Annotated in this window: 17 protein-coding genes; 3 read left to right on the top strand and 14 right to left on the bottom strand. The window is 71.3% G+C overall.

Going from position 1 to position 21078, the window contains the following annotated elements:
• The 4 genes from BLU09_RS04035 to BLU09_RS04050 form a co-directional block, all read right to left on the bottom strand.
• Nucleotides 1-2763, bottom strand: a complete 2763-nt coding sequence (locus BLU09_RS04035; protein WP_090485639.1) for a TonB family protein — start codon at nt 2761-2763, stop codon at nt 1-3.
• Between the two features lie 142 nt (nt 2764-2905).
• A complete protein-coding gene (locus tag BLU09_RS04040; RefSeq protein WP_090485642.1) occupies nt 2906-3706 on the bottom strand; it encodes an energy transducer TonB in 801 nt (266 codons plus the stop codon).
• 16 nt (nt 3707-3722) lie between these two features.
• The gene (locus tag BLU09_RS04045; RefSeq protein WP_090485644.1) at nt 3723-4157 is read right to left on the bottom strand and encodes an ExbD/TolR family protein; all 435 of its coding nucleotides are present in this window, start codon (nt 4155-4157) and stop codon (nt 3723-3725) included.
• Nucleotides 4158-4160: 3 nt separating this feature from the next.
• On the bottom strand, nt 4161-4841 hold the full coding sequence (locus tag BLU09_RS04050; protein WP_011550941.1) for a MotA/TolQ/ExbB proton channel family protein: 681 nt from the start codon (nt 4839-4841) through the stop codon (nt 4161-4163).
• Nucleotides 4842-4953: 112 nt separating this feature from the next.
• Here BLU09_RS04050 and BLU09_RS04055 point away from each other — a divergent pair, with 112 nt between their 5' ends.
• On the top strand, nt 4954-5763 hold the full coding sequence (locus BLU09_RS04055) for an SDR family oxidoreductase (RefSeq protein ID WP_090485647.1): 810 nt from the start codon (nt 4954-4956) through the stop codon (nt 5761-5763).
• A gap of 10 nt (nt 5764-5773) precedes the next feature.
• On the opposite strand, the gene BLU09_RS04060 is transcribed toward BLU09_RS04055, so the two are convergent.
• From BLU09_RS04060 to BLU09_RS04075, 4 genes are all read right to left on the bottom strand, one after another.
• Nucleotides 5774-8164 (bottom strand): hypothetical protein, encoded by a 2391-nt coding sequence (locus BLU09_RS04060; RefSeq protein WP_090485650.1) that lies wholly within the window; start codon nt 8162-8164, stop codon nt 5774-5776.
• A 43-nt stretch (nt 8165-8207) separates the two neighbouring features.
• Nucleotides 8208-9245 carry an effector-associated domain EAD1-containing protein gene (locus BLU09_RS04065; protein WP_090485653.1) on the bottom strand — a complete coding sequence of 346 codons (1038 nt, stop codon included), beginning with the start codon at nt 9243-9245 and terminating at the stop codon, nt 8208-8210.
• 207 nt (nt 9246-9452) lie between these two features.
• Nucleotides 9453-11888, bottom strand: coding sequence for an alpha-2-macroglobulin family protein (locus BLU09_RS04070; RefSeq protein ID WP_244171394.1), 2436 nt, complete (start codon nt 11886-11888; stop codon nt 9453-9455).
• A complete protein-coding gene (locus BLU09_RS04075) occupies nt 11885-14968 on the bottom strand; it encodes an MG2 domain-containing protein (protein ID WP_186817899.1) in 3084 nt (1027 codons plus the stop codon). The genes BLU09_RS04070 and BLU09_RS04075 overlap by 4 nt, the downstream gene beginning before the upstream one ends.
• Before the next feature lie 176 nt (nt 14969-15144).
• On the opposite strand from BLU09_RS04075, the gene BLU09_RS04080 reads away from it, so the two are divergent.
• The gene (locus BLU09_RS04080; protein WP_244171395.1) at nt 15145-15870 is read left to right on the top strand and encodes a hypothetical protein; all 726 of its coding nucleotides are present in this window, start codon (nt 15145-15147) and stop codon (nt 15868-15870) included.
• A 7-nt stretch (nt 15871-15877) separates the two neighbouring features.
• Here BLU09_RS04080 and BLU09_RS04085 read toward each other — a convergent pair whose 3' ends face one another.
• The gene (locus BLU09_RS04085; protein WP_090485661.1) at nt 15878-16171 is read right to left on the bottom strand and encodes a hypothetical protein; all 294 of its coding nucleotides are present in this window, start codon (nt 16169-16171) and stop codon (nt 15878-15880) included.
• A 54-nt stretch (nt 16172-16225) separates the two neighbouring features.
• The gene (locus tag BLU09_RS04090; RefSeq protein ID WP_090485664.1) at nt 16226-16456 is read right to left on the bottom strand and encodes a hypothetical protein; all 231 of its coding nucleotides are present in this window, start codon (nt 16454-16456) and stop codon (nt 16226-16228) included.
• Nucleotides 16457-16654: 198 nt separating this feature from the next.
• Between BLU09_RS04090 and BLU09_RS04095 the strand changes: the two genes are divergently transcribed.
• Nucleotides 16655-16864 (top strand): hypothetical protein, encoded by a 210-nt coding sequence (locus tag BLU09_RS04095; RefSeq protein ID WP_011550932.1) that lies wholly within the window; start codon nt 16655-16657, stop codon nt 16862-16864.
• Nucleotides 16865-16876: 12 nt separating this feature from the next.
• Here BLU09_RS04095 and BLU09_RS04100 read toward each other — a convergent pair whose 3' ends face one another.
• From BLU09_RS04100 to BLU09_RS04115, 4 genes are all read right to left on the bottom strand, one after another.
• The gene (locus tag BLU09_RS04100; RefSeq protein ID WP_090485667.1) at nt 16877-17473 is read right to left on the bottom strand and encodes a hypothetical protein; all 597 of its coding nucleotides are present in this window, start codon (nt 17471-17473) and stop codon (nt 16877-16879) included.
• Nucleotides 17474-17603: 130 nt separating this feature from the next.
• Complete coding sequence (locus BLU09_RS04105; protein ID WP_090485673.1) at nt 17604-18458, bottom strand: nucleotidyltransferase family protein; 855 nt, start codon at nt 18456-18458, stop codon at nt 17604-17606.
• Nucleotides 18459-18535: 77 nt separating this feature from the next.
• Nucleotides 18536-19441, bottom strand: a complete 906-nt coding sequence (locus tag BLU09_RS04110) for an AEC family transporter (protein ID WP_090485676.1) — start codon at nt 19439-19441, stop codon at nt 18536-18538.
• Nucleotides 19442-19557: 116 nt separating this feature from the next.
• Nucleotides 19558-21045, bottom strand: coding sequence for a M57 family metalloprotease (locus BLU09_RS04115; RefSeq protein WP_090485679.1), 1488 nt, complete (start codon nt 21043-21045; stop codon nt 19558-19560).
• Between the last annotated feature and the right edge of the window lie 33 nt (nt 21046-21078).

Here is a 21078-nt window from a genome sequence, read left to right on the forward strand (position 1 = left end):
TCAGAAGCTTCCTTTCACACCCACCACGGGGAGGATGGGGATGCCCGGCACCTCGTACTCCCGACGGAACCGGTAGTCGTTGAAGACGAACTCGACGTTCTTCGCGTTGTAGAGGTTCTGCACGTCCAGGTAGGCCGTGAGCGTCCAGCTCTGGAACCGCCAGCTCTTGTCCACGCGCACGTCCAGTTGGTGGAAGCCGCCCGTGCGGTCGGAGAAGTAGGGACCGAACGTCGCGTTGTAGCGGTTGCGGTCCGCGTCGTAGACGTCATGGCCGCCCGCCAGCGGCGTCATGGGCCGGCCGCTGGTGTAGCGGAAGCGGCCACCCAGCTCCCAGCCGTTGCCCAGCACATAGCCCGCCACCATCGTGAGGATGTGCGTCTGGTCCCAGGGGCTGAGGCCATAGGTAGAGTCGTCCGGCACGCTGCCGCCACCGAAGGCCCCTCCGCCCTGGGGCGGCGGCCCCGCGCGCCCGTCCTCCGAGCGGCTGAAGGTGTACGAGAGCCAGCCGGACCACTTGTCCGTCGCGGAGGCGCGCTCCTTCTTCAGCATCACCTCCACGCCATACGCGCGGCCGATGCCGTCGTTGGAGTACGGCAGCGTGAAGACGCCGCCGCCCTCGTTGGCGACGAGCTGGCCGGGCGACACGATGTTGTTGAAGCGGCGGTTGAAGAAGCCGGTGACGTCCACGTTGAGCACGTCGGTGATGCGGTGCTCCACGCCCAGGCTGCTCTGGAACGCGCGCTGGTAGGCGAGGTCCGGGTTGCCGTAGGGCGCGGTGATGAAGCGGAACGTCTCTGGCGGCTGGCTGTAGAGGCCCAGCGAGCCCTTGAGGTTGGTGCGTGAGGTCGCCGCGTAGCGGACCCAGAGCCGCGGGTCCAGCGCCAGGTTCCGCGTGTTGCCCACCGTCTGGAGGTTGCCGCGCACGCCCGGCGTGAAGGTGAAGCGCCCCACCAGCAGGTCCGCTTCCAGGAAGAGCGCGCCGTCGAAGGCGCTCAGGGCAATCTGCTCCTCCAGTTGCTGGCCCACCGGCTCGGCCCCGGGGAAGGGCACGTACTCGATGCCGCCCGGCGCGGGGAAGGACACGTCGTAGCGCTCGTGCTCGAAGACGAGGTCCAGACCCGTGCGGAGGGTGAGCGCGGAGGACAGCTCGATGCCCAGCACCTCGCGGGCGCCCAGCGTGTACGTCTTGCCCTCCTGCCGCGCGAGCCCGAAGTCGATGTTGTTGCGGTCCATGCCGACGAAGGGCGTGAAGACGGACCACATCGCGCCCTTGCGGTAGGTCCAGTCGCCCTTCACCCGGTGGAAGTTCATGCGCGTGTCCAGCTCCAGGTCCCGCTCCGTCTCGGGGCCGGTGGACACCACGCGGAGCTGGTCATCACTGCCGAAGGCCATGATGTAGCCGGAGCTGCGTGCGCCCCCCGCCGTCACGGTCGTGTCGTCGTTGGGCGTCCCGCGCTTCGCGCCGAAGTCCACGCGCAGCTGGTAGTCCCAATAACGCGGCACCACGGAGAGCGTGCCCCCCTCCGTCTCCGGCAGGACGGCGGGCAGAATCGCGTCGATGTACGAACGGCGCGCGGCGGCGGCCACGCTGATGCCGTCCGTAATCGGGCTCTCCAGGAAGAAGCCCGCGTCCAGCAGGTCCACCTTCACCGAGCCGTGCAGCGTGTCCGATGCGCCCTTGCGCGTGCCCACCTCGACGATGCCGCCCACCGCGCGGCCGTACTGGCTGCCGTAACCGCCCGGGAAGAAGTCGAGCTGGTCGATGAACTCGGCGTTGACCACCGACGGCCCACCGAGCAGGTGGAACAGGAGGGGGATTTCGACCCCGTCCATCATCGTCGACGTCTGGCCCGGGTTCGAGCCACGCACCAGCAGCTCACCGGAGATGAAGGGCGCGCGCGCCACGCCCGGCAGCGACTGGATGACGCGAATGGGGTCACCGAAGGAGCCCGGCGTCTTCTGCGCCTCCTCGCGGGTGATGGTGCGGCGCACCACCTCCTTCTTCGGCCGGTCGGAGCGCACCACCGTCTCCAGGCCGCCGCCCGAGGGCGCGAGGTAGAAGTTCACCTCCGTCGTCTCGTTCGCCTTCAGCTCCTCCTTCGTCTGGTAGAGCTGGAAGCCCGTGGCCACCACGCGCACCTCGCAGGTGCCCGCGGGCACCTCGAGCGTGAAGCGGCCGTCCTCGTCGGACATCACCTCGGGCGCGTCCGCGTCGTCGCCGCAGCGCACGGTGGCGTTGGGCACGCGCGAACGGCTGCCGCGGGAGATGAGCTGGCCGGTGAGCGTGGCCTTGGGCTGCTCGGCCTCCACGGCCTCGGCGCCCGCCTCCGGCTCCGGCGCGGTGAGGGTGAAGTGATAGACGTACTCCACCTGCACCGGCGCGGGCACGCCGTCGACCTCGGCGGGCGAGAAGCGGAACTGGCGCACCGCCGCGATGGCCGCCTCGTCGAAGCCGTTGCCCACCGGCTCGGTGGGCAGCACCTCAGCGACGGACCCGTCATCCGCGATGGTGATGATGAGCCGCACGGACGCGGTGAGCCCCTGCGCGAGCGCCTCGGGCGGATACTGCGCCTCCACCTGCTGCACCAGTTCGGGAGGCTTGGTGATGGTGGGCTGGGCCTGCGCCGCGGGTGGCGTGGCCGCGTCCGTGGGAGGCGCGCCGGCCTGGGGTGCCTGCGCGAGCACGGGCGTCGCCAGCAGGAGCGAGGCCGCGACGAGCGCGCCTCGGGCTTTCAGGGTGGAGGACATGGCGTGTCCAAGCATACGGGTGAGGGGGTTGCCGCTCCCGCTGAAAGAGAGACGGAGCGATGGCGAGGTGGAATCCCGGCAATGCCTGTGGGGATGGGTACCCCTGACATGCCGGGCACGCCCGTGCTCCGCCGCTCTCCCAGCGGGAGTGGCGACATCAATCGAGCAGGAAGGTGTACGAGTATTTCATCTCCGTGGAGACAGGCTCGCCGCCCTTGATGGCGGGCTTGAAGCGGAAGCGGCGGATGGCATCCCGCGCCGCCTCGTTGAGGCCGTAGCCGGGCCCCTTGAGAATCTTCACCGCCACCACCTTGCCCTCGTGGTCGATGGTGATGGAGAGCGTGACGGTGCCCTCCACGCCCGCGCGGCGCGCTTCCTCCGGATAGGGAATCTTCACCTCGGAGGCCACCGTGGGCTCGGAGTCCACCTGGTAGATGGGCGCGTACTTCGGCGCGCTGTACGCCTTCACCTCCTGGGGCGCCTTCGCCGTGGGGCCCGTCCTTCCGTAGAGCGTGTTGCCCACGGGCGCCGCGAAACCTCCAGCGCTGGTGGTGGAGGACATCGACAGGCCCACCACCAGGGGCGCGGGCTTCGCGGAGGGGGGCGGGGTGTCGTTGGGCGGCGGCGGCGCGTCCACGGGCGGCGGCGGCAGCGGATTGGGCGCCACGGCCACCTTCACCGGCGGCGGCTTCACCACCTTGGGCTTGGGAGGCGGCGGCTTGGGCGGCTCCTCCGGCTTCGGCGCCTCGGGGGGCGGCGGAGGCGGCTTCACCACCTCCACCATCACCATCTCCACGGGGCGCTTGGGCACGGGGCGCAAGCGCGAGTCACCCTCACCCAGCGCCCAGAAGCCGCCGACGTGAATCCCCAGCGACACGAGCAGGAAGGCGCCCACCACGGCCAGCGAGCGGTCGTGTGAGGGCGTCGTGGGACTGTTGTCGAGGACCGCCTGGCTCATGCGTTGATGCCTCGCTTCAGGGCGCGGGAACCGTGGCCGCGGGGGCCACGTCCTTCTCGATGTTGAGCGCGAACTTGGCGATGCCCTGGCCCTTCACCACGTCGATGAGCCGCATGACGCGGCCATAGGGAAGCGACTGGTCCGCGCTGATGATGGCGCGCGTCTCCTTGTCCTTGGCCACCGCCTCCGCAACCCGCGCCTCCAGCTCCTTCTCGGTCATCTCGGTGCCGTCGAAGAAGAACTTGCCCTCCTTGTCCAGCACCACGTTGACCAGGCCCTGCACCGTCTCACCGCCGTTGGCGGCGCGGGGCAGGTCCACCTCCACCGTCTCGCGGACGATGAAGTTGGCCGTCACCATGAAGATGATGAGCAGCACCAGCACCACGTCCACCAGCGGGGTGACGTTGATGCCTGTGATTTCGTCGTCGTTGTCCTGCGCGCCGCCCGCCATGGCCTAACGGGCCTCCGAGCGGAGACTGCCCACCAGCGCGTGGCCCAAAGCGTTGGCGCGGCTGGTGAGCGTCTTGAGCTGGCGGCTGAAGACGTTGAAGGCCACCACCGCCGGAATCGCCACCGCCAGACCCACGGCCGTGGCGACCAGCGCCTCGGAGATGCCGGCCATGACGGTCTGCTGCATGGCCCCGCCGCCGCCCTGGGCGTTCATCTTCCCCAGGTCATTGAAGGCCTTGATGATGCCCAGCACCGTGCCGAACAGACCGATGAACGGCGCGTTGTTGCCCAGCGTGCCCAGGTACGACAGGAAGCGCTCGTAGCGCGGGCGCTCGCGCGACAGGGTGGAGGCAATCACCTGCTCCACCGTGTCCGCGCCCTGGTCAGCGCACGCCAGCCCTTCGCGCAGGATGGCGGCCTCCATGCCCTGACGCCCCTGGATGGCGGCCTTCACCGCGTCCAGCTCACCGCGCGACAGCCGCACCGCCAGCGCCTCCGAGTCCGGCAGCCGGTGACGGGCGAAGTACACCGTGCGCTCCAGCATGATGGCGATGGAGAGCACCGACAGGCACACCAGCACCCACAGCACCCACTCCGCGGAAGTGAGCGTCACCCCCAGCAGCTTGCTGCTGAGCCACCCCAGTTGCTCCGGGTGGGCCTGGGCGAAAACGGCGATGGACGGCATGGTGTCTTTCCCCTCGCGAAACACGTTGGCGCGACCGGAACACCGGGCCCGAATTGAAGTGTCACCGGGTGGTCGGATTTTTTCCGGGCCCCTCTGACGGCGAGGGGTCAGAATGCGCGCCATGCGAGGAAAAACGGTGGTCGTCACGGGCGCCTCGGCGGGCATTGGCGAGGCGCTGGCGGTAGTGCTGGCCGGACGCGGCGCCAACCTGGTGCTGGCGGCGCGAAACGAGGAAGCGCTCCAGCGGGTGAAGGCCCGGTGCGAGTCGGCCGGCGGGCGCGCGGTGGTGGTGCCCACCGATGTAGGTGACGCGGAGGCCTGCCGCCACCTGGTGGAGCGGGCGGTGGAGGCGTTCGGCGGCGTCGACGTGCTGGTCAACAACGCGGGCGTGACGATGGACGCGCGCGTGGACGAGGTGAAGGACCTGTCCCTCTTCGACCGGCTGATGCGCATCAACTACCTGGGCGCGGTGTACTGCACCCACCACGCCCTGCCCCACCTCAAGGCCCGGCGCGGACGGGTGGTGGCCGTGTCGTCCCTCACGGGCAAGACGGGCGTGCCCAACCGCAGCGGCTACGCGGCCAGCAAGCACGCCATGCACGGCTTCTTCGATTCGCTGCGCATCGAGCTGCGCGGCACCGGCGTGGACGTGACGGTGGTGTGCCCCGGCTTCGTCGCCACCAACATCCGCGACAGCGCGCTGGGCGCGGACGGCCAGCCCGTGCGGCAGAGCAAGCACGACGAGAGCGCGGGCAACATGGACGTGGACACCTGCGTGGCCATCATCCTGCGCGCCATGGAGCGCCGCGAGCGCGAGGTGGTGATGACCACCAAGGCCCGCGTCGCCCAGTTCCTCAAGCTGGTGGCCCCAGGCGTGGTGGACCGCATCGCCGCGAAGACCATCCAGGACCGGCAGCGCTGATTCGCGCGGCTCAGGTGGCCGGCGGAGGCGTGGCCGGCCGCTCCACGCGCGTCAGCAGGCCGGAGATTCCCTCGAAGGAGGCGTTGCCCACCTGGTGCAGGCCGAAGCCCCAGAGGAAGGCCGTCATGCCCGCGCCGAAACCGCCCCATGTGGGCGAGAAGACATTGAGCAACTGAAGCCCCAGCGCCACCGCCACCGTGGTGAGCAGCGCCAGCACGCCCAGCTCCACCAGCCACATGTGACGCGGCGACGGCAGCGGCATTCCCTCGAAGTCGCCCAACGCGGGCGCCCCTCCGGCGGGCGCCTCCGGCAGCGCGAGGATGCTTCCACCGCTGGGCGCGGTGGGAGGAGGCACGGAGGGCGCACCGTCGCCCCCGTCGTCCGACGCGAGCGATTCCAGGTGGAAGCTCTTCGCCATCCGCTGGGACTGGCTGGCGGAGACAAACCGGACGCGCGCCTCGCCGTACTTCCCCGCGGCCTCGTGCGACGACTCCGCCACCAGAAGACCCATGGCTTCGCGCAGGAGCACCTCCACCTCATCGAGCGCCTGCGTCTGCGCCTCGGACTCACTGACCTGCCGCGCCTCGTCCACCGCGCCGCGCAGCTCCACGATGAGCTGGCGCACATAGGCGGCATGCGCGCCCTGGTACATGCGGACGGCATCATCCACGCTGGTGTTCGCACGCTCGCGGGCTCTCTCCAGCAGTGTGTTCACCTGCCGGGTGAGGGCCTCCCACTCCTCCTCCGTGAAGCCTCGCGGCGGCGTGCGGGACGCCAGGGCCGCGGACAGCTCCTCGCAGAGGATGTCGAAGTACGAGCGGCGAGCGAACTCCAACTGGCGCCGGGCGGCGTCCAGCGCGCCCCGCGCCAGCTCCTCCCGCACGGTCGACAGCAGGGACAGCAGTTCGTACTTGAGCCGGAAGCCTAGCGAATCCTCACCGTGCTGCTCCACCAGCGTCCGCGCCTGACGGTCGATGTCCTGCAACCGCGCCTCCAGCCCGGCGCGCGCCAGTCCGTCCACGTCCAGCTCCCGCACCTTGGCGGCGAGGCGGTCCAGTTGCTCGGTAGCGGTGTCCTCTGCGCGCAGCGCGCCTTCCACTTCCGCCAGCAACTGGCTCGCCTGCTCCGGACGCAGCTCGGCCGGGAGCGCGTCCAGCTTGCGTGACGCGTCACACCACGCGCCATACAGCCGTAGACGAGGCTCCAGCGCGGTCAGGTCCCCGTCGCGCACGCGGATGCCTCGCACCGGCCGGCGAATCTCCGACGCGAGCCCGTCCACCTGGCCCAGCATCACCTGCCCCACCTCCCGCGCCCGGGCCCCCTGCCCGCTCACCACGGCCTGGAGCCGGCGGTGCAACTCCATGACCCGCTGCAAGCGCAGCGTCCGGGGCCGGATGCGCTGCGAGTACAGGCGCACACCGAACGACGACACGGCCCCCGCCGCGATGAGCAACGCGCCCCACAACCAGGGCGAGCTCACCCACAAGGTGAAGGGCTGCTCCACCGGCATGCCCGAGCGCACGGACAGGCGCACGGTGCCGGTGTACTCGCCCGGACCTTCCAGGCCCCGCAGGTTCAAGAGCAGCGCGCCGCTCCCATGCGCGCTCACGGGAATGCCGCCGTCCGCCGACGTGACATCCAGGTTGCCGCCATCCGGCTTCCCGCCCTCCAGGGCGAAGCGCACGCTCTGGAAGCGCGGCTGGACGAGGGCCGAGTCCATGTCCGGCGCCTTGCGCTGCAATTGCAGCAACTGGGGCACCGACACGACCCCGCCCACGCCCGCCGTCTCCTTGAACGGCAGCCGCACGGTGGCGTCGATGGAGCTCCAGCCCCAGCCCGCGGACGTCACCGCTGGCGACGTGGCGATGAACTGCACCGCGGGCACCGCCTGCACGCGCGTGACGATGAGCGCGGTGGTCTCCCGCCCTTGCGCGTGCACCAGCACCACGTGGCCCGTGTAGTCCCCCGTGACGGGCAGGCGCCCGGACAGCTCGACGTGGATGGGGCGCCGCGTGGAGATGGGCACCGTGGCGCCCCCGGCCTCTGCTTCCTTCACCACGGCCTGCAGCGGCACCTGCACGCCGTCCTGGGACTGGAGCGGATCCACCAGCACCGTCACGCCGCCGGGCAGCTCGCCGTCCACACCTCTCGCCACGCCGCCGGCCACGGCCACGTCGCCGACCACCTCCGGCGCGCTCAGCAAATCCACGCGCAGCACGTGCCGGAAGTCCTCCGACGCGGTCCGCAGCTTCACCTCGTTGCTGGCGGAGGCGCCCGCCACGCGCAGCGAGGGCTCAGCGCCGGCCCTCCAGGGAAGGACGAGCAACAGGAGCAGGGCCGGAAGACGCACGAGCCCCCACGCGGAGTGGGTGACGGCGGGACGGGTGCCAGCGGAACGCATTCACTGACTGTATCAGGCGCCCCCCATGCCTCCACTTCGCGCCCTACCCCCACCCCAACTGACTCAACATGCTCCCGGACAGGCTGCCGCGGATGGTGTCGATGGGGATGCCCTCGTTGTGTCCCACCGACACGGACGGGACGCGGGGCCCACCGCTGTGATGCAGCGCGGCCAGCCGCAGGTCCTGGGTGAAGCAGGGTGCCCCCGAGGAGCCCGGCCCCGTGCACGCGCGGTACGCCACGCGTGTGCGGCCCGGATTGACGCCCAGGAACTCATCGAGCGCGACGCTCATCGGCTGGCCCGCCGGGTGTTGGACGATGAGCACCAGGCTGCCGGGCGTGAAGGACTCCCGTGAATCGGGCGGCTCCAGCCAGCCTCGGGGCTCCCCGTCGACCAGGTCCTCGCCGGGGACACCCGCCACCTCGAGGAAGGCGTAGTCCAGCTCGCCCGACGTGGCATCGCGCGGACGCGGGTGCATCAGGTCCGCGGGGCTGTAAGGACTGCGCGCCAGACAGCGCGTCACGCGGTACACCGTCCCTGGATGTAGCAGCGTCCCGTCCTGGAGGACCTTGCGGCCGAAGCGCACCCGTAGAGACTCCAGCAGCCTGTTCTCGATGACGTGGAAATTGGTGAGCACGACGCTGGGGGACACCAGGAAGCCGGTGCCCAGCGCCGCGCCCACCTCCGGCTCCACGCGGCACACCTGCCGCTCGATGGAGCTCAGGCGCTTGCGCCAGTGCTCACGCTCGGCGTCCGCCCGGCCGCTGCCGAAGATGCGCTCCAGTCCGACACGGGGGATGCTGCGCTGGACGGACGCGAGGTACACCTGCACGAAGCGTTGGAGGCGAGGGTGTCGGGGCAGGGCCTGGTAGGCGCCGCGAATCAGCTCGCGCAGCCAGCCCTCCGCCTCCGCCATGTGGATGAGCGCGAAGACGCGCTCCCGCAGCCCACCGGAGACGCCCAGCGCTTCCAAATCCCTGCGGCAGGTGGCGGCCACGACCCGGCGAAGGTGCTCCACCGAGGCAAACGCGCTCGTCAGCGCCCGCTGTAGCTCGTCCCTCTCCGCGCCGTCGAGCTCCATGCTTGCCACCCACGACGAAACAACCCTGGGAGCGGTTGCGACTCCGTGTTGCTGCTGGGAAATCTGTGCATCCCCTGCGTGGGTGCCCAGTTGGGAGCGCGGACTACATTTCTTGGAGGCCCGTGAAGTCACCACGAGTCGACACATAACGCGCCCCCCAGCGCCGGGGCAGTGGCCCGGGGGGCAGGAAGTGCCAGCGACTTCTCCTCAGCGTACGGCCCACGTAGCGGGGGGTACGTAGGACACCAGGTCAGGGCGCGACAGGGTCATCAGCGACGACGCGCCTCCCTGGAGTGTGCCCGCCAGCGTCGGGATGACGCGGAAGCGCGCCTGGAAGGGCTCGCCCGGCCCTCGGGGATGAAGCCGCAGCGTCACCGCGCCATCCTCGCTCTGCCAGGACGCCACCTTCCCTTCGCGCACGAGCGCCTCCAGGCTGGCGGTGTCCACCTGCACGCCCGCGGGCAGCCCGTGGCGAATCACCAGCGGCAGGCCCGACGGCGTGGAGGCCTGGAGCGTCACCTCCGACGGCTGCCCCACCTTCGCGTCCGAGGGCACCTGCACGGACAACTCCAGCCCGGCCTGTGCCTGCTGCGTCCACGGCACCGCGGCGCTCAACGCCAGCGCGAAGCCCAACCCGGGCACCGCGGGCTCCGCGCGCACCGTCCAGGTATGCGCGCCGCCGGAGCCCGGCGCCGCCGCCTCCAGCGACATCACCTCGCGCAGGGCCTTGGCGTCGAAGGTGCCCTCGGTGATGACCTGGCCGTCCCGCTCCAGCACCACCCGCACCTGAGAGGGCAGCGGCTCGCGGAAGAGGGACACCACGGCCTGCAACGCCAGGCGGTTGGCGCGCCCGTTGCCCCAGCCATTCACCGGCTCGTAGCTGGCGAGCAACGCGGCGCCCAGGTCCGCCACGGGCGCCTTCGCGTCGCCCTCCAGGGCCAGCACGGCCAGCGCGGTGGCCTCGGCCTCCGTCGGCGTGCCGCCCGCGGCGTCCACCACGCCCTCCTCCACGGGCAGGAACGCGGCGCCCTCGTCGCGCCGCTGCACGGCGCCCCGCACCTGCTCGCGCAGCGAGTCTCGCAACGAGCCCGTCACCGCGCCGCTCGCCAGCAGCGCCGCCGCGGTGTAGCCATCCTTGACGTGCGCCCGGTTGCGCTCCAGCGCACCCGAGGCCCGCGCGGTGAAGAAGGCCGCGCGGCGCTTGCCCTCCGGCGTCACCGCCGCTGCGTTCACCGCGCGCGTGCAATCCGCGGTGGCCACCAGCAGCCGCTGGAGCGTCCAGCCGTTGCCGCCCTGGCAGGTGCCGTCCGGGAGCTGCGCCGCCGCCACCTGCGCGGCCAGCCGCTCGCCCAGGCGGGCCAGCACGGGGTTGTCCGGATGCGCCAGCGCACCCTCCGCCAGCAGCGCCGCCGTGGCCACGTCCGGCGCCCGGCCCCACCGCAGCGCGCGCTGGGTCGCCCGCATCAGCCCCGCCCGTACCGACTCCACGTCGACTTCACCGGGCTCCGGAGGCACGGGCGCCGTCAGCCGCTGCCCGGGCGTGCTCAGCGCCTTCAGCGCCTCCGCGGACCGCGTCTCGCCCAGCGCGCTCAGGAGCTCCGGCGCACGGCCTGCCAGCAGCAGCGAATAGCCCACGCCGGCCGCGTCCTCGCGCGCGCTCGCGTTCAGCAACTCCGAGCGCAGCACGCCCAGCCCGCCGGGGAACACCCGCACCCGGACGCGCTCGCTCCCCGGCTGCGCGTCCGCAGGCCCGGTGAGCGACAGCGAGCGCGGCGCCGCCAGCGTGCCACCGCGCGCCTCCACCACCGGCCGCCCCGTGGACCACACGGGGAAGTCCCGCACCACCGCGTCGGTGGCGCCCAGCGTCGCGCGCACCGCCACCTGCCCTGGCGTGGCCACCCGCACCGTCACGTACTCCACCACGCTGCCGCGCGCCGGAACGCGCACGGTGCGGCTGCCGCCCTCCACCAGCGCGCCTGGCACCTCCACCTTCAAGGGCGCCTCCACCGCCGCGTCCGTGGTGTTCATCACCTGCACCGGCATCCGCACGGCGTCGCCCGCGCGCAGGAAGGCCGGCAGCACCGGGTCCACGTACGTGGGCAGCGTGCCCGTGAAGGACGTCACCGCGCCGGACTGCGCGCCCGAACGCGAGTGCGCCAGCGCCAGCACCCGCCACTGCGTGAGGCGGTCCGGCACGCGCACCGGCACCGTCGCCGCGCCGGACGCGTCCGTCACCACCAGGGGCTCGAAGAGGAACGTCTCCGGGAACCAGGCACGGCTGGGCGTGGCGTCCGCCTCCGCGCCGCCCCCGCCCTTGCGTGCATCATCCTTGACCACGACGGCGCGGGCACTGCGGGGCTCGTTCGCGAATCCGAGCCCCCCCTCTATCCCCCCGAACGCCATCTCCGCCTCCGCCATGACCGGCGGGGGGGCCAGCACCGCTTGCACCTCGTCGAACTCGGAGTTCTGTCCACCAAAGGTGCGGAGGCTCTTCGACGCCTGGGGCTCGGGCGCCCCCGCCAGTGCCTCAGCGGATGCGCCGAACAGGCGCCGCACGTTGTCACCGAAGAGCGCCACGAACATGACCAGTCCCACCAGGCTCGCCAGGGAGCACCCCACCCCGGCGAAGAACGAGCGATTCATGGCGCCTCCCGGGCAACCCAAGCGTTCCAGTTCTCCACGTCCTCCGGCAGCCGCGTGCCGCTGGACACCACCGCCCGCGGGTCGGTGAGCGCCAGCAGGTCCACGGGCAGCCGCGACAGCTTCAACCGGCGGCCAAAGGCATCCGTCACCTTGTCACCTCGCTTCTCACACGCCGCCAGCGCGCCCTCCCACAGCCGGGCCATGCCCGCCGGGTCCAGCGTCTGCCCCTGCGGCGCCTTCTCCTCCCAGGCGCGCACCTGCGCGTGCAGCTCCGCCAGCACCGCGTAGAAGGGTTCGGTCAGCTCCGACTCCGGCTCGAAGGCCGTCACCGCGTTCACCGTCACGCGGGGCTCCGTGTGCTCGCGCCGAGGCACATCGCTCACCCGCAGCACCGCCGCCGACGCCGCGTTGGCCCCGCGGATGCGGCCCATGGCCAGCGCCTGACCGTCCAGGACACCGAAGGCCGGCGAGGCCACCGTGGGCACCGGCCGCAGCTGCCCCAGCGCGTCCGGCCCTGGCAGCGGCGCCAGCTGCGCCAACGTCTCATCCACGCCGAAGAGGCCCACCGCCGCCGGACCGTCCTGGCCATCCACCCGCGTCTGCAATTGGAGCCGGGCCAGCTCTCCGGGAGCGTAGCGCTGCTTGTCCGGCGTCACCTCCACGGAGAGCTGCGCGCGCGGCGCCACGTACACCCGGCCCTGCGCGCCCTCCCAGTACGTCATCGCCCAGCCCTCGAAGTCCTCGGGCAGCTTGAAGCGGACCGAGCGCGTCGCCTTGTCCACCTTCTCTTCCATTCGTTGGTTGCCCGCCTGGAGCACCAGGGTCTCGGGCAGCGGGCCCTCGAACTGGGGGCCGCGCATCAGCTCGATGCGGACCTCCTCGCCGCCGCGCGCCAGCACGGGCGTGGCGCGCAGGCGCGTGGGTGGTACCTCCGCCGGACGCAGCACCAGCTTCGTTTCGCCCACGGCCTCTCCCCCCTGCGTGCCGCTCACCTTCAGCTCGTAGCCCAGGAAGGTGGTGGCCTGGGAAACGGCCTGGCGCCCCTTCTCACCCGACAGACGGGCGGTGAGGTGCGCCACGCCCAGGGCGTTGTGCGGATACTCGGGCTCGGACATCCGGATACGCGTGAAGCGCTCCTGGATGCAGGGCAGGACGGACGCGGCCAACGCGTTCGACTGCTTCGGCAGCATCACCCACGTCAGCGACTCCAGGCCCCGCTTCCCCAGCCGCCAGCTCAACGCCGCGGGCAGCGGAGCGTCCATGCTCAGGTCCCGAGGCAGACACGCGCGCGCATCGAGAGCCGCGTCGTCCAGCGCGGCCACCAGCGTCTCAGGGGCGCCAATGGCCGCCTCCACCTCCACTGCCAACTCCGGCAGGCCTGGGTCCATGATGCCCAGGCGCACCTGGAAGACCCGCTCACGCCCGGCGGGAAGCACGCGGGTGCGCAACGCCGAGGCCACGCAGGCGGGCAGTGCGCCCTCTCCAGAGACCACGTCCACCACCGCGCCCGCGGCGCTCACGCGCAGGCCGAGCGCGACTTCCACCTCTCCATCCTCACGCGTCACGAAGCGCGCACAGGGTTCGAGCGCGGGCAACGCCTTCTCCAGCGCGAGCAGGTCCTCGAGCGAGGCCTCCGTCTCCGGCGCCAGCAGGTTGCGCGTCTGGCCCAGCCTCACCGTGGGCTTGGGCGGCGGCGGGCGCACGGGCATGGGCGGCACCACGACGTTGACGGGAGGCCCGGGGTCGAGCTGGAAGACGGCCACGCCGTCCTCGTCCGTCATCGCGCGCACGCCTTCGTCGCGCGGGTCCCAGGCGCGCTTCACCGTCAGCTCCGTACCCGGCAGCACCTGCCCCGCGGCCGTCGTCGCGCGCACGTAGACGCGGTTGTTGAAGCCCGGCGCCAGTCCGCCCTCCACCTCCGTCACCGCCGACACCTGCAGCGCGTCCTCGGATAGCAGCAGCGACACGCCGCCTTCGATGCGGTCTCCCGCCGCGTCCCGCGCCACCAGACGCGCCACCAACTGGGCCTGTCCGCGCAGGTCCATGGGCACGCGCGGCAGCGACAGGCGGAAGCGCCCCGCGGCGTCGGTGCGCGCGCGGTCCGGCAGGCCTCCCGCCTGCCACTCCGTGGGCGCGGGCCAGTCACCGTGGATGTTCCACGTCAGGCCCACCTCCACGTCGGCCACTGGCGCGCCCGAGGCATACGTCACCTGCCCATCCACCACCGGCACCTCGTCCGCGCGCCAGAAGGGCCGGGCGCTGCGCGCCTCCACGCGGAAGCGCGGCAGGGTGAAGGGCTTCACCTCGAAGGACGCCGAGGCCTGCGCTCCGCCGCTCACCCAGCTCACCGTCCAGCTTCCTTGCGGCGCGCCCCGGTCCAGCGGGAAGCGCCCGGCCACCACACCCCAGGGCCCGGCCGGCGCGCGCTCCTCCAGCACCACTTCGCCGGTGGAATCCCGCACCACCCACGTCCCCGGCCGCCCATCCAACGGCGCCAGGTCCTTGGCCCTCAGCACCACCGCGCGGAAGAGGACCTCGTGGCCCGGCTCGTACAGGGGCCGATCCGTCAACACATGCGCCAGGGCATTGGCATACAGCGGCAGCGGCGCGTCCACGGTGTCCGTGCCCAGCGGCGAGGTGACGCGGGCCCGAAGCTGGTAGTCACCGTCCGGTACCTCCGGCAGCGCCACGCGGGCCGCCAGCCCCCGGTCGTCCAGGGTGGGCATCCACTCCGTCCCCTTCGACAGCGGAAGCGGCGTCTCCTTCCCTTCCCCGTCCACCAGGAACACGGCGGCCGTGCCCTTCGTCACCGGAGCCTTCATCATCTGGCCGGATTCCGGGTGCGGCGCCAGCGCATGCGTCATGACCACCACCTGGCCCGTGTCGCCACGCGCCAGGCCGGAGCCATGGACCTCCACCACCTGGCGGAACTGTCCGTCCGGACAGCTCGGCACCTTCACTCCTCGCAGGACCCAGGCGGAAAGGCAGACGTCCCAGGAGGCAAAGGCTATCGCGCCCCCCACGAGCAACGCAGCCAGTCCTCCCCCCAGCAGCCGGCGGCGCCGGAAGCGGATTGTCATCGGTTCTCCCCTTCCCTCCACTCTATGCCGGGAGGCAGGGGCCCTGACGAGTCCCCCCGTTCTTCGCGTGGCTCGAGACGGTGCGCCAGGGTCGCCGCTCCTTGCCAGCGCCCAAGCCCCAATCCCGCCTGCCCCAGGATGCGCTTCCCGCGCGCCTGGAATCGCTCCTGGAAGCCTTGACCGACCGGCACCTCGCGGACCGGATGGAGCGCGTGCACCGCGCGGCGACGGTGGCCATCGACCGGCTGGGGCACCTGAGCATCGCGAAGTACGAGCCCACGTCGGTGGAAGCGGACGGCGGCGCGGACCTGTCGCTGTGGGAGACGATGGCGCCCGCCATTGGCGACACGCTGGTGGGCGTCAACCAGCTCGTCAGCGTCGTCCACCAGGAGTTCCCGCCCCCCTCACGCCCGGCCGGGCTCGGCGACGGTGGCTGGGCCCCGCCGCCGGCCAGCTCGGATGAGCGGCTGGCGCAGGAGGTGGAGGCGGTGCTGCACGCCATCGCGGACCGGCTGGCCCGGCGTGTGGCGGGGCTGGGACAGCAGATGTGCCGCCCGGAGGTGGTGACCGACCGCTGGACGCTGATGGCCGAGCTGCAGGCCTTCCGCGCCGACTTCCGCGTGCGCATCGGCGACCTCGTGTATCTCACCGCCTCGGCCTTCGCCGACGTGCGCCGCGAAGAGGTGGTCCCCGGCTACGCCCACCAGGTGGGCTCACGGGGCGCGGAGCGCGTGCTGGCGGAGGCGGTGGAGGCGGCGGGCGCGCGCCAGGGTCGCTCGGCGCCCTTCGACGCCTTCCTGCGCAAGGCGAGGCAGGAGGCGGGCGACGGGCTGGAGGAGGCAGGGGCGCGGGAGCTGCTCGGCCGGTTCCGGGAGCGGCTCGCGGCCCTGCCCTTCCGTTGAAGCGGGATTACGGCCTGGTGCCTTCGGCCTTCGCGCCCTCGGGCAGCGCGGGCGACTCGGGCTTCGGCGGGAGGATGCGCAGCTCGTCGTAGCGCGCGGCCAGCGTCTCCGGCGTCATCTCCTCCTGCCACTGCTTGGGGTTGGTGTTCCAGCCGAAGTCGGCTGGCACCTTGCCGCCGCCCTGGCTGGCGTAGCCAATCATGTCCGGGAACTGCTTGGACCAACGGCCCGCGGGGTCCGGCTCCTTGGTGATGAGCTGGCGGTTGGGACGGTGAAGGAAGGGCTTGGGTGCGTCACTCATGGCCCGTAGCCTCTCCGAAAGCAGCCCGCGAGGGTAGAGGGAAGACGCGGAGCCTCAGGCCGCCCGGCGGGTCCGCTTGCGGCGCCCGGTGCTCACCGGCGGCAGCACGCGGGGGCCCATCTCGAACACCGCGGCGAAGAAGCGGGCCTGGGCCTCGCTGCCATACCGGTATCGGCGCACCGCCCCGGCCCACGTCTCCACCTCCACACCCCAGCCTCGCCGGTCATGGAGGAGCTCCACCCGCAGCACCCCACCCATGCCACCATCCTCACCCTGTGCATCCATGCCCCGGGCCCTTGAAATCCCCGTGCCAGGGCGCACACGCGACATCACCGGGTTGCGGTGTCGGCCATCCACCAAAGCGCGGCGGGCCCGTAAGGAATGCAGGAGGGCTCGGCTGCCCGCCTGCCCGCAGGGCCATGCCCGACCGGGGGACACCTCAGGTCGCCTTGTGCCCCGCGATTCCTGCGTTAACTCAGAAGCATGACTCAATTCGAGAGCAACACCGGCGAGCGGTTCGCCGAATTCGTCCTCCCCGACGGCTGCGTGCTCTGCGGTGGAGAGGTGACTGTGCGTGCCTCTCAGGCGGGTGCGCACAGCTATTGCCCGCGGTGCCACTGGCTGTCCAAGCCCAGCATGCGCGTGCGCGACAACGGCGTGGAGCTGTCCTTCGCCACCACCGTGCTCGCCTGAGCACGCGCCGCCTCACGGCGGCAACATCGTCTCCGACAGCAACAGCGCCAGCAGGGCCGCCCTCTCGCCCTGCCCGAGGCGCAGCACTTCCTCGGGCAGGGACAGGGAGACGGGCCCCGGCTGGAGCGTCGTCCCAGGCTGGCAGGTGCGCCAGCCCGAATACCCTTCTCCCGTCACGGACAGCGTGTAGTTGCATCCGCCCATGGCGCCAGCGATGGCGAAGGGCGCGATGACGAGGCTCGACGGCTGGCTGGCGAAGTTTCCCTCCAGGCGCAGGCCCGGCTCTGGCGTCCTTTCGAGGACGCGGAGGTTGACGGTGCCCTCCCCCACGCGTCCGAGCAGGTTTCCGTGGGCCCAGCCGACATCCACGTCACTGCCACGCACCTGTCCCACCAGCGCGGCGCCGCGCTGACGCAGCTCCACGCCGGGCCCCCGCACGACACCGCCCTCCTCCAGGGACAGCGCCACCGACTGCGAGCCCGCTTCGAGCCGCAGCGGCCCTCCCTGTCCGGTGACGGCGACCTGTGCCCGCGAGGAGGGCGCGAGCGCCAGACACAACGCGCCCAGGATTCCGATGACACCTCGTGTCCCTGTTTCGCTCCGCGACACATGACACCTGCTTTCGGCGGGTCCTCTGCCCGAAGGTGAGGCTCCGCCGAAGCCGTGGCAGGGGCCGTGGACCTGGCGCGCTCACGCCGGGACTCGAAAGGTCCCGGGAAGCGAGCGCGAGGTCCGTGGCTCAGTGGCCGCCGTACGTACCGCTCGCGGCGGGCACCACTTCGGGCTCGCACTCGCGCCTGCGCTCGAACTCATCCCAGGCGCGGCCGTCCTCGTAGCCCCACTCGTCGACGTCCACCTGGTAGCTGACCTGCGACAGCAGCCGGCCCCGGCACAGCTGCGAGTCCCAGTTGCCCTCCGCCAGCGAGCTGTTGGCGCGGGAGAGCAGCTCGCGCATCACCCACTCCGGGACGATTTCGCGGTCCGCGGGGTACGCGAAGCGGAAGAACATCAGGTGCGCGAGCAGCACCTCCCAGTACCGGTCGAAGCGCGCCAGCAGCCGCGGCCAGTCGAACGTGCGCCCCGTCTTCAGGAGCAGGTGCGTGAGTTCGTGCCCGTCGAAGCGCTCCCGCTCCAGGACGAAGGCCTTGCTCCAATAGATTTCCTCCGCCGGAGGCACGTTGCACGCGCAGTTCAGCAGCCGGGCGCGGACCGCGTGCTCGAACCAGCCATCGTCGACGACGGTGATGCCGTTGCCGGACGCGAAGATGAGGTCCACGAGGAAGTCGTCCCAGAAGGCCTTGTGCAGCCAGCCGTGGACGTTGCGCTGCGTGCTCCAGCCATGGCGCGCGAGCACTTCCAATGCGCGGTCCGCGTCGTCCTTGCGGATGAACAGGTCCAGGTCCTTCGTGTCGCGATAGATGCCCGTGTAGTGAGCGAACGCGTAGGCGCCGCCGACGAGGAATGGGATTCGCGCGTCAGACAACAATTGGATGGCATAGGCCCGTGCGCCCAGCTCGGCGACCGGCCGCCGAACCTCCATCCGCCGTGGGTCTCCCCCGGGCGCGCCCGAGGCCTTCGGTGGTTGCTCAGCCATGCGCCAAAAATAGGAGCGCGATGCCGGGATGACAGCAGTCCGGCCGCGTGGCAGGCCGCAGGGCAGCCGGGCATGCGTCAGCGCGCCAGCATCAACATCAGCGGCGCCGTCGCGAAGGACAGCGGAACGCCCACTCCCACCATCAACACCGCCAGGTCCGGGTCCAGGTCATGCTCGGCCGCGAGGATGGCCGCGCTCACCATGGGGCCCATGGCCGACTGCAGCAGCGTGGCCTGCACCACCGTGGGCGCCAGTCCTGGCAAGGCCAGCAGGCCCGCGGCCGTCAGCGCCGGCACCAGCAGCAGCTTGTACGACAGCCCCAGGGCCACCGCGGGCAGCCGGGGCCGGATGCCCGACAGGCGCAGTTGCAGGCCAACGGCGAACAGCGCCAGCGGCGTCAGCAGCGCGCCCAGCCGCTCCAGCACGCCGTCCAGCCAGACGGGATAGGCCCAGGGCCGCGTCACCAACGCCACCACCAGCGCCAGGAACGCGGGGAAGGTGGCCACCTTGCGCGCGAGTTGGCGCAGGGACAGCGGCGTGTCCGCGCCCGCCCGGGCCGCCGCCACCGTGGCCAGCGAGGACAGCACCAGGAAGGAGCCGAGCTGATCCACAACCACCGCCACCGGCAGGCCCCTGGCACCCAGCAGCGCCTCCGCCATGGGCAGCCCCACGAAGGCGGTGTTGCCCAGCCCCGCCGTCAGCACCAACGCCATGATGGACGGCTTCGACAGCCCCATCCGGGGCCCCAGCAGCCGGAAGAACGGCCCCGCGCCCAGGTAGTAGAGCCACGGCACCGAGGCGGCGACCAGGAGCTCCGGCACGAACACCAACTGGTGCATGGCCCGCAGCACCAGCGCGGGCAGCGCCACGTACAGCACGAAGGTGTTGAACGCCCCGGCGGAGCCCTCCGGGAACTTCCCACTGTGCCGGGCCAGGACGCCCAGCACCATACACGCCCCCAACAGCCCGATGACGTTCCCCATGGCGGGCGCAGCGTCTCAGCCCGCCGCGTCGGACTCCAGCGACATGCGGAAAAAGAAACGGGCGGCCTTCCCGTGGGGGAAGACCGCCCGTCGTTCACTTCACGCCGAAGCCTGGACTACGGCTTGGTGTAGTTGATGGCCAGGTTGAACGTACCGGACGTGTAGCCACGCACCATGATGTACGCGGTGGTCTGGCCCGCGGGCACGGCGATGTCGCACGTCTCGGAAGCGCCGCTGAGGTACGGACGGCAGTTGTACGCGCTCGTGGTGGGGGCCGCGCCAAAGCGGACGTAGAGGTCCGGGTCACCCGAGCCCGTCATCACGACCTTGAAGTTGGTGCCGGCCTTCACGCTGAAGGGGCCGTAGTTCTGGCTGCCACCCGAGGTCACGGAGCCAGAGCGCGTCTCGCTCGTGGGCGTGCCGCTACCACCGCCCAGGGGCGCGAGGTAGTTGATGGTCAGGCTGAAGCTGGCGGCCGAGTAGCCACGCACCATGATGTACGCGCTGGTCACGCCTTCCGGAACCTCGAGCTCGCAGGTCTCGTTGGCGCCGGCGAGGTACGGACGGCAGGTGTACGCGGTCGTGGTGGGCGCCGCGCCAAAGCGGACGTAGAGGTCCGGGTCACCCGAGCCCGTCCCCGTCATCACGACCTTGAAGGTCGAGCGGGGAACGACGGTGAAGGGACCGTAGTGGACGTTCGCGTTCGCACCGACCGAGCCCGTGCGGGTCTCCGTGGTGGGCACACCTTCCGGGGGCGGCGGGGGCGGCGGGGGCGGCTCACCGTTCGGCGTGCCGTAGAGCGCCTGGATGCCCTGGATGTCCTTCGCGGTCAGCACCAGGTCGCCGTTCTGGGTGCCGTTGCACTGCGGGTAGTGCATGACGGAGGAGCCGTCGTAGGTGGTCAGCGCACGCCAGTTGCTGTCCTCGAAGCACGCGCCGGACTCGGGGCGGGTGTGCTCGTGACGGAAGCCGAGCACGTGGCCCAGCTCGTGGCGGGTGATGCCCTCCAGCGTCCAGACGCCCAGGGGCTGGAAGGAGCTGGGGTCGAACACGACGTTGCGCTGGGCGCGCGCGTCGCCCGGGAAGAACGCGCGCGCCAGGTACTGGCCACCCGCGTTGATGGGGCTCACGTCGAACAGCACGTTGTTGTTGCTGGCGTTGCAGTTGGTGTCCTGCGCGCTCACGTGAACGAACTTCACGTAGCCAGCGGCTTCCCACGTCGCCGTCGCCGAGGCCATCGCCTGGACCATGCGGTTGTAGTTGCTACCGAAGGTGGTGCTCACGCAGTAGGTGAGGTTCAGCTTCTGCGTGTCGCTCCACTTCGCGTCCGCCCCGCCCACGCGGTGGACGATGAGCTGCCCGTTCTTGACGTTGTTGTCGTAGAACTCGCGCAGGTGCTTCTCGGTCGCGAACGGCGTATCACCGTCCGCGATGAAGATGCCCGTCTCCGGCTCCTGATACACCTGGGAGAGGAACTCCTCCCACGACATCCCCTGACCGAGCGTCTCCTCGGAGGCGGGGGTGGTGCCATCGCTACCGCCGCAACCGGCGAGCAGCGCCAGGCCCGTGAGGGCGCCGACGAACTTGGACTGTGACATGGACATCCTTGTTGGGATGAGTGGTTCGCAGCCGATTAA

It is taken from the genome of Myxococcus virescens, from assembly GCF_900101905.1.
GTDB lineage: Bacteria > Myxococcota > Myxococcia > Myxococcales > Myxococcaceae > Myxococcus > Myxococcus virescens.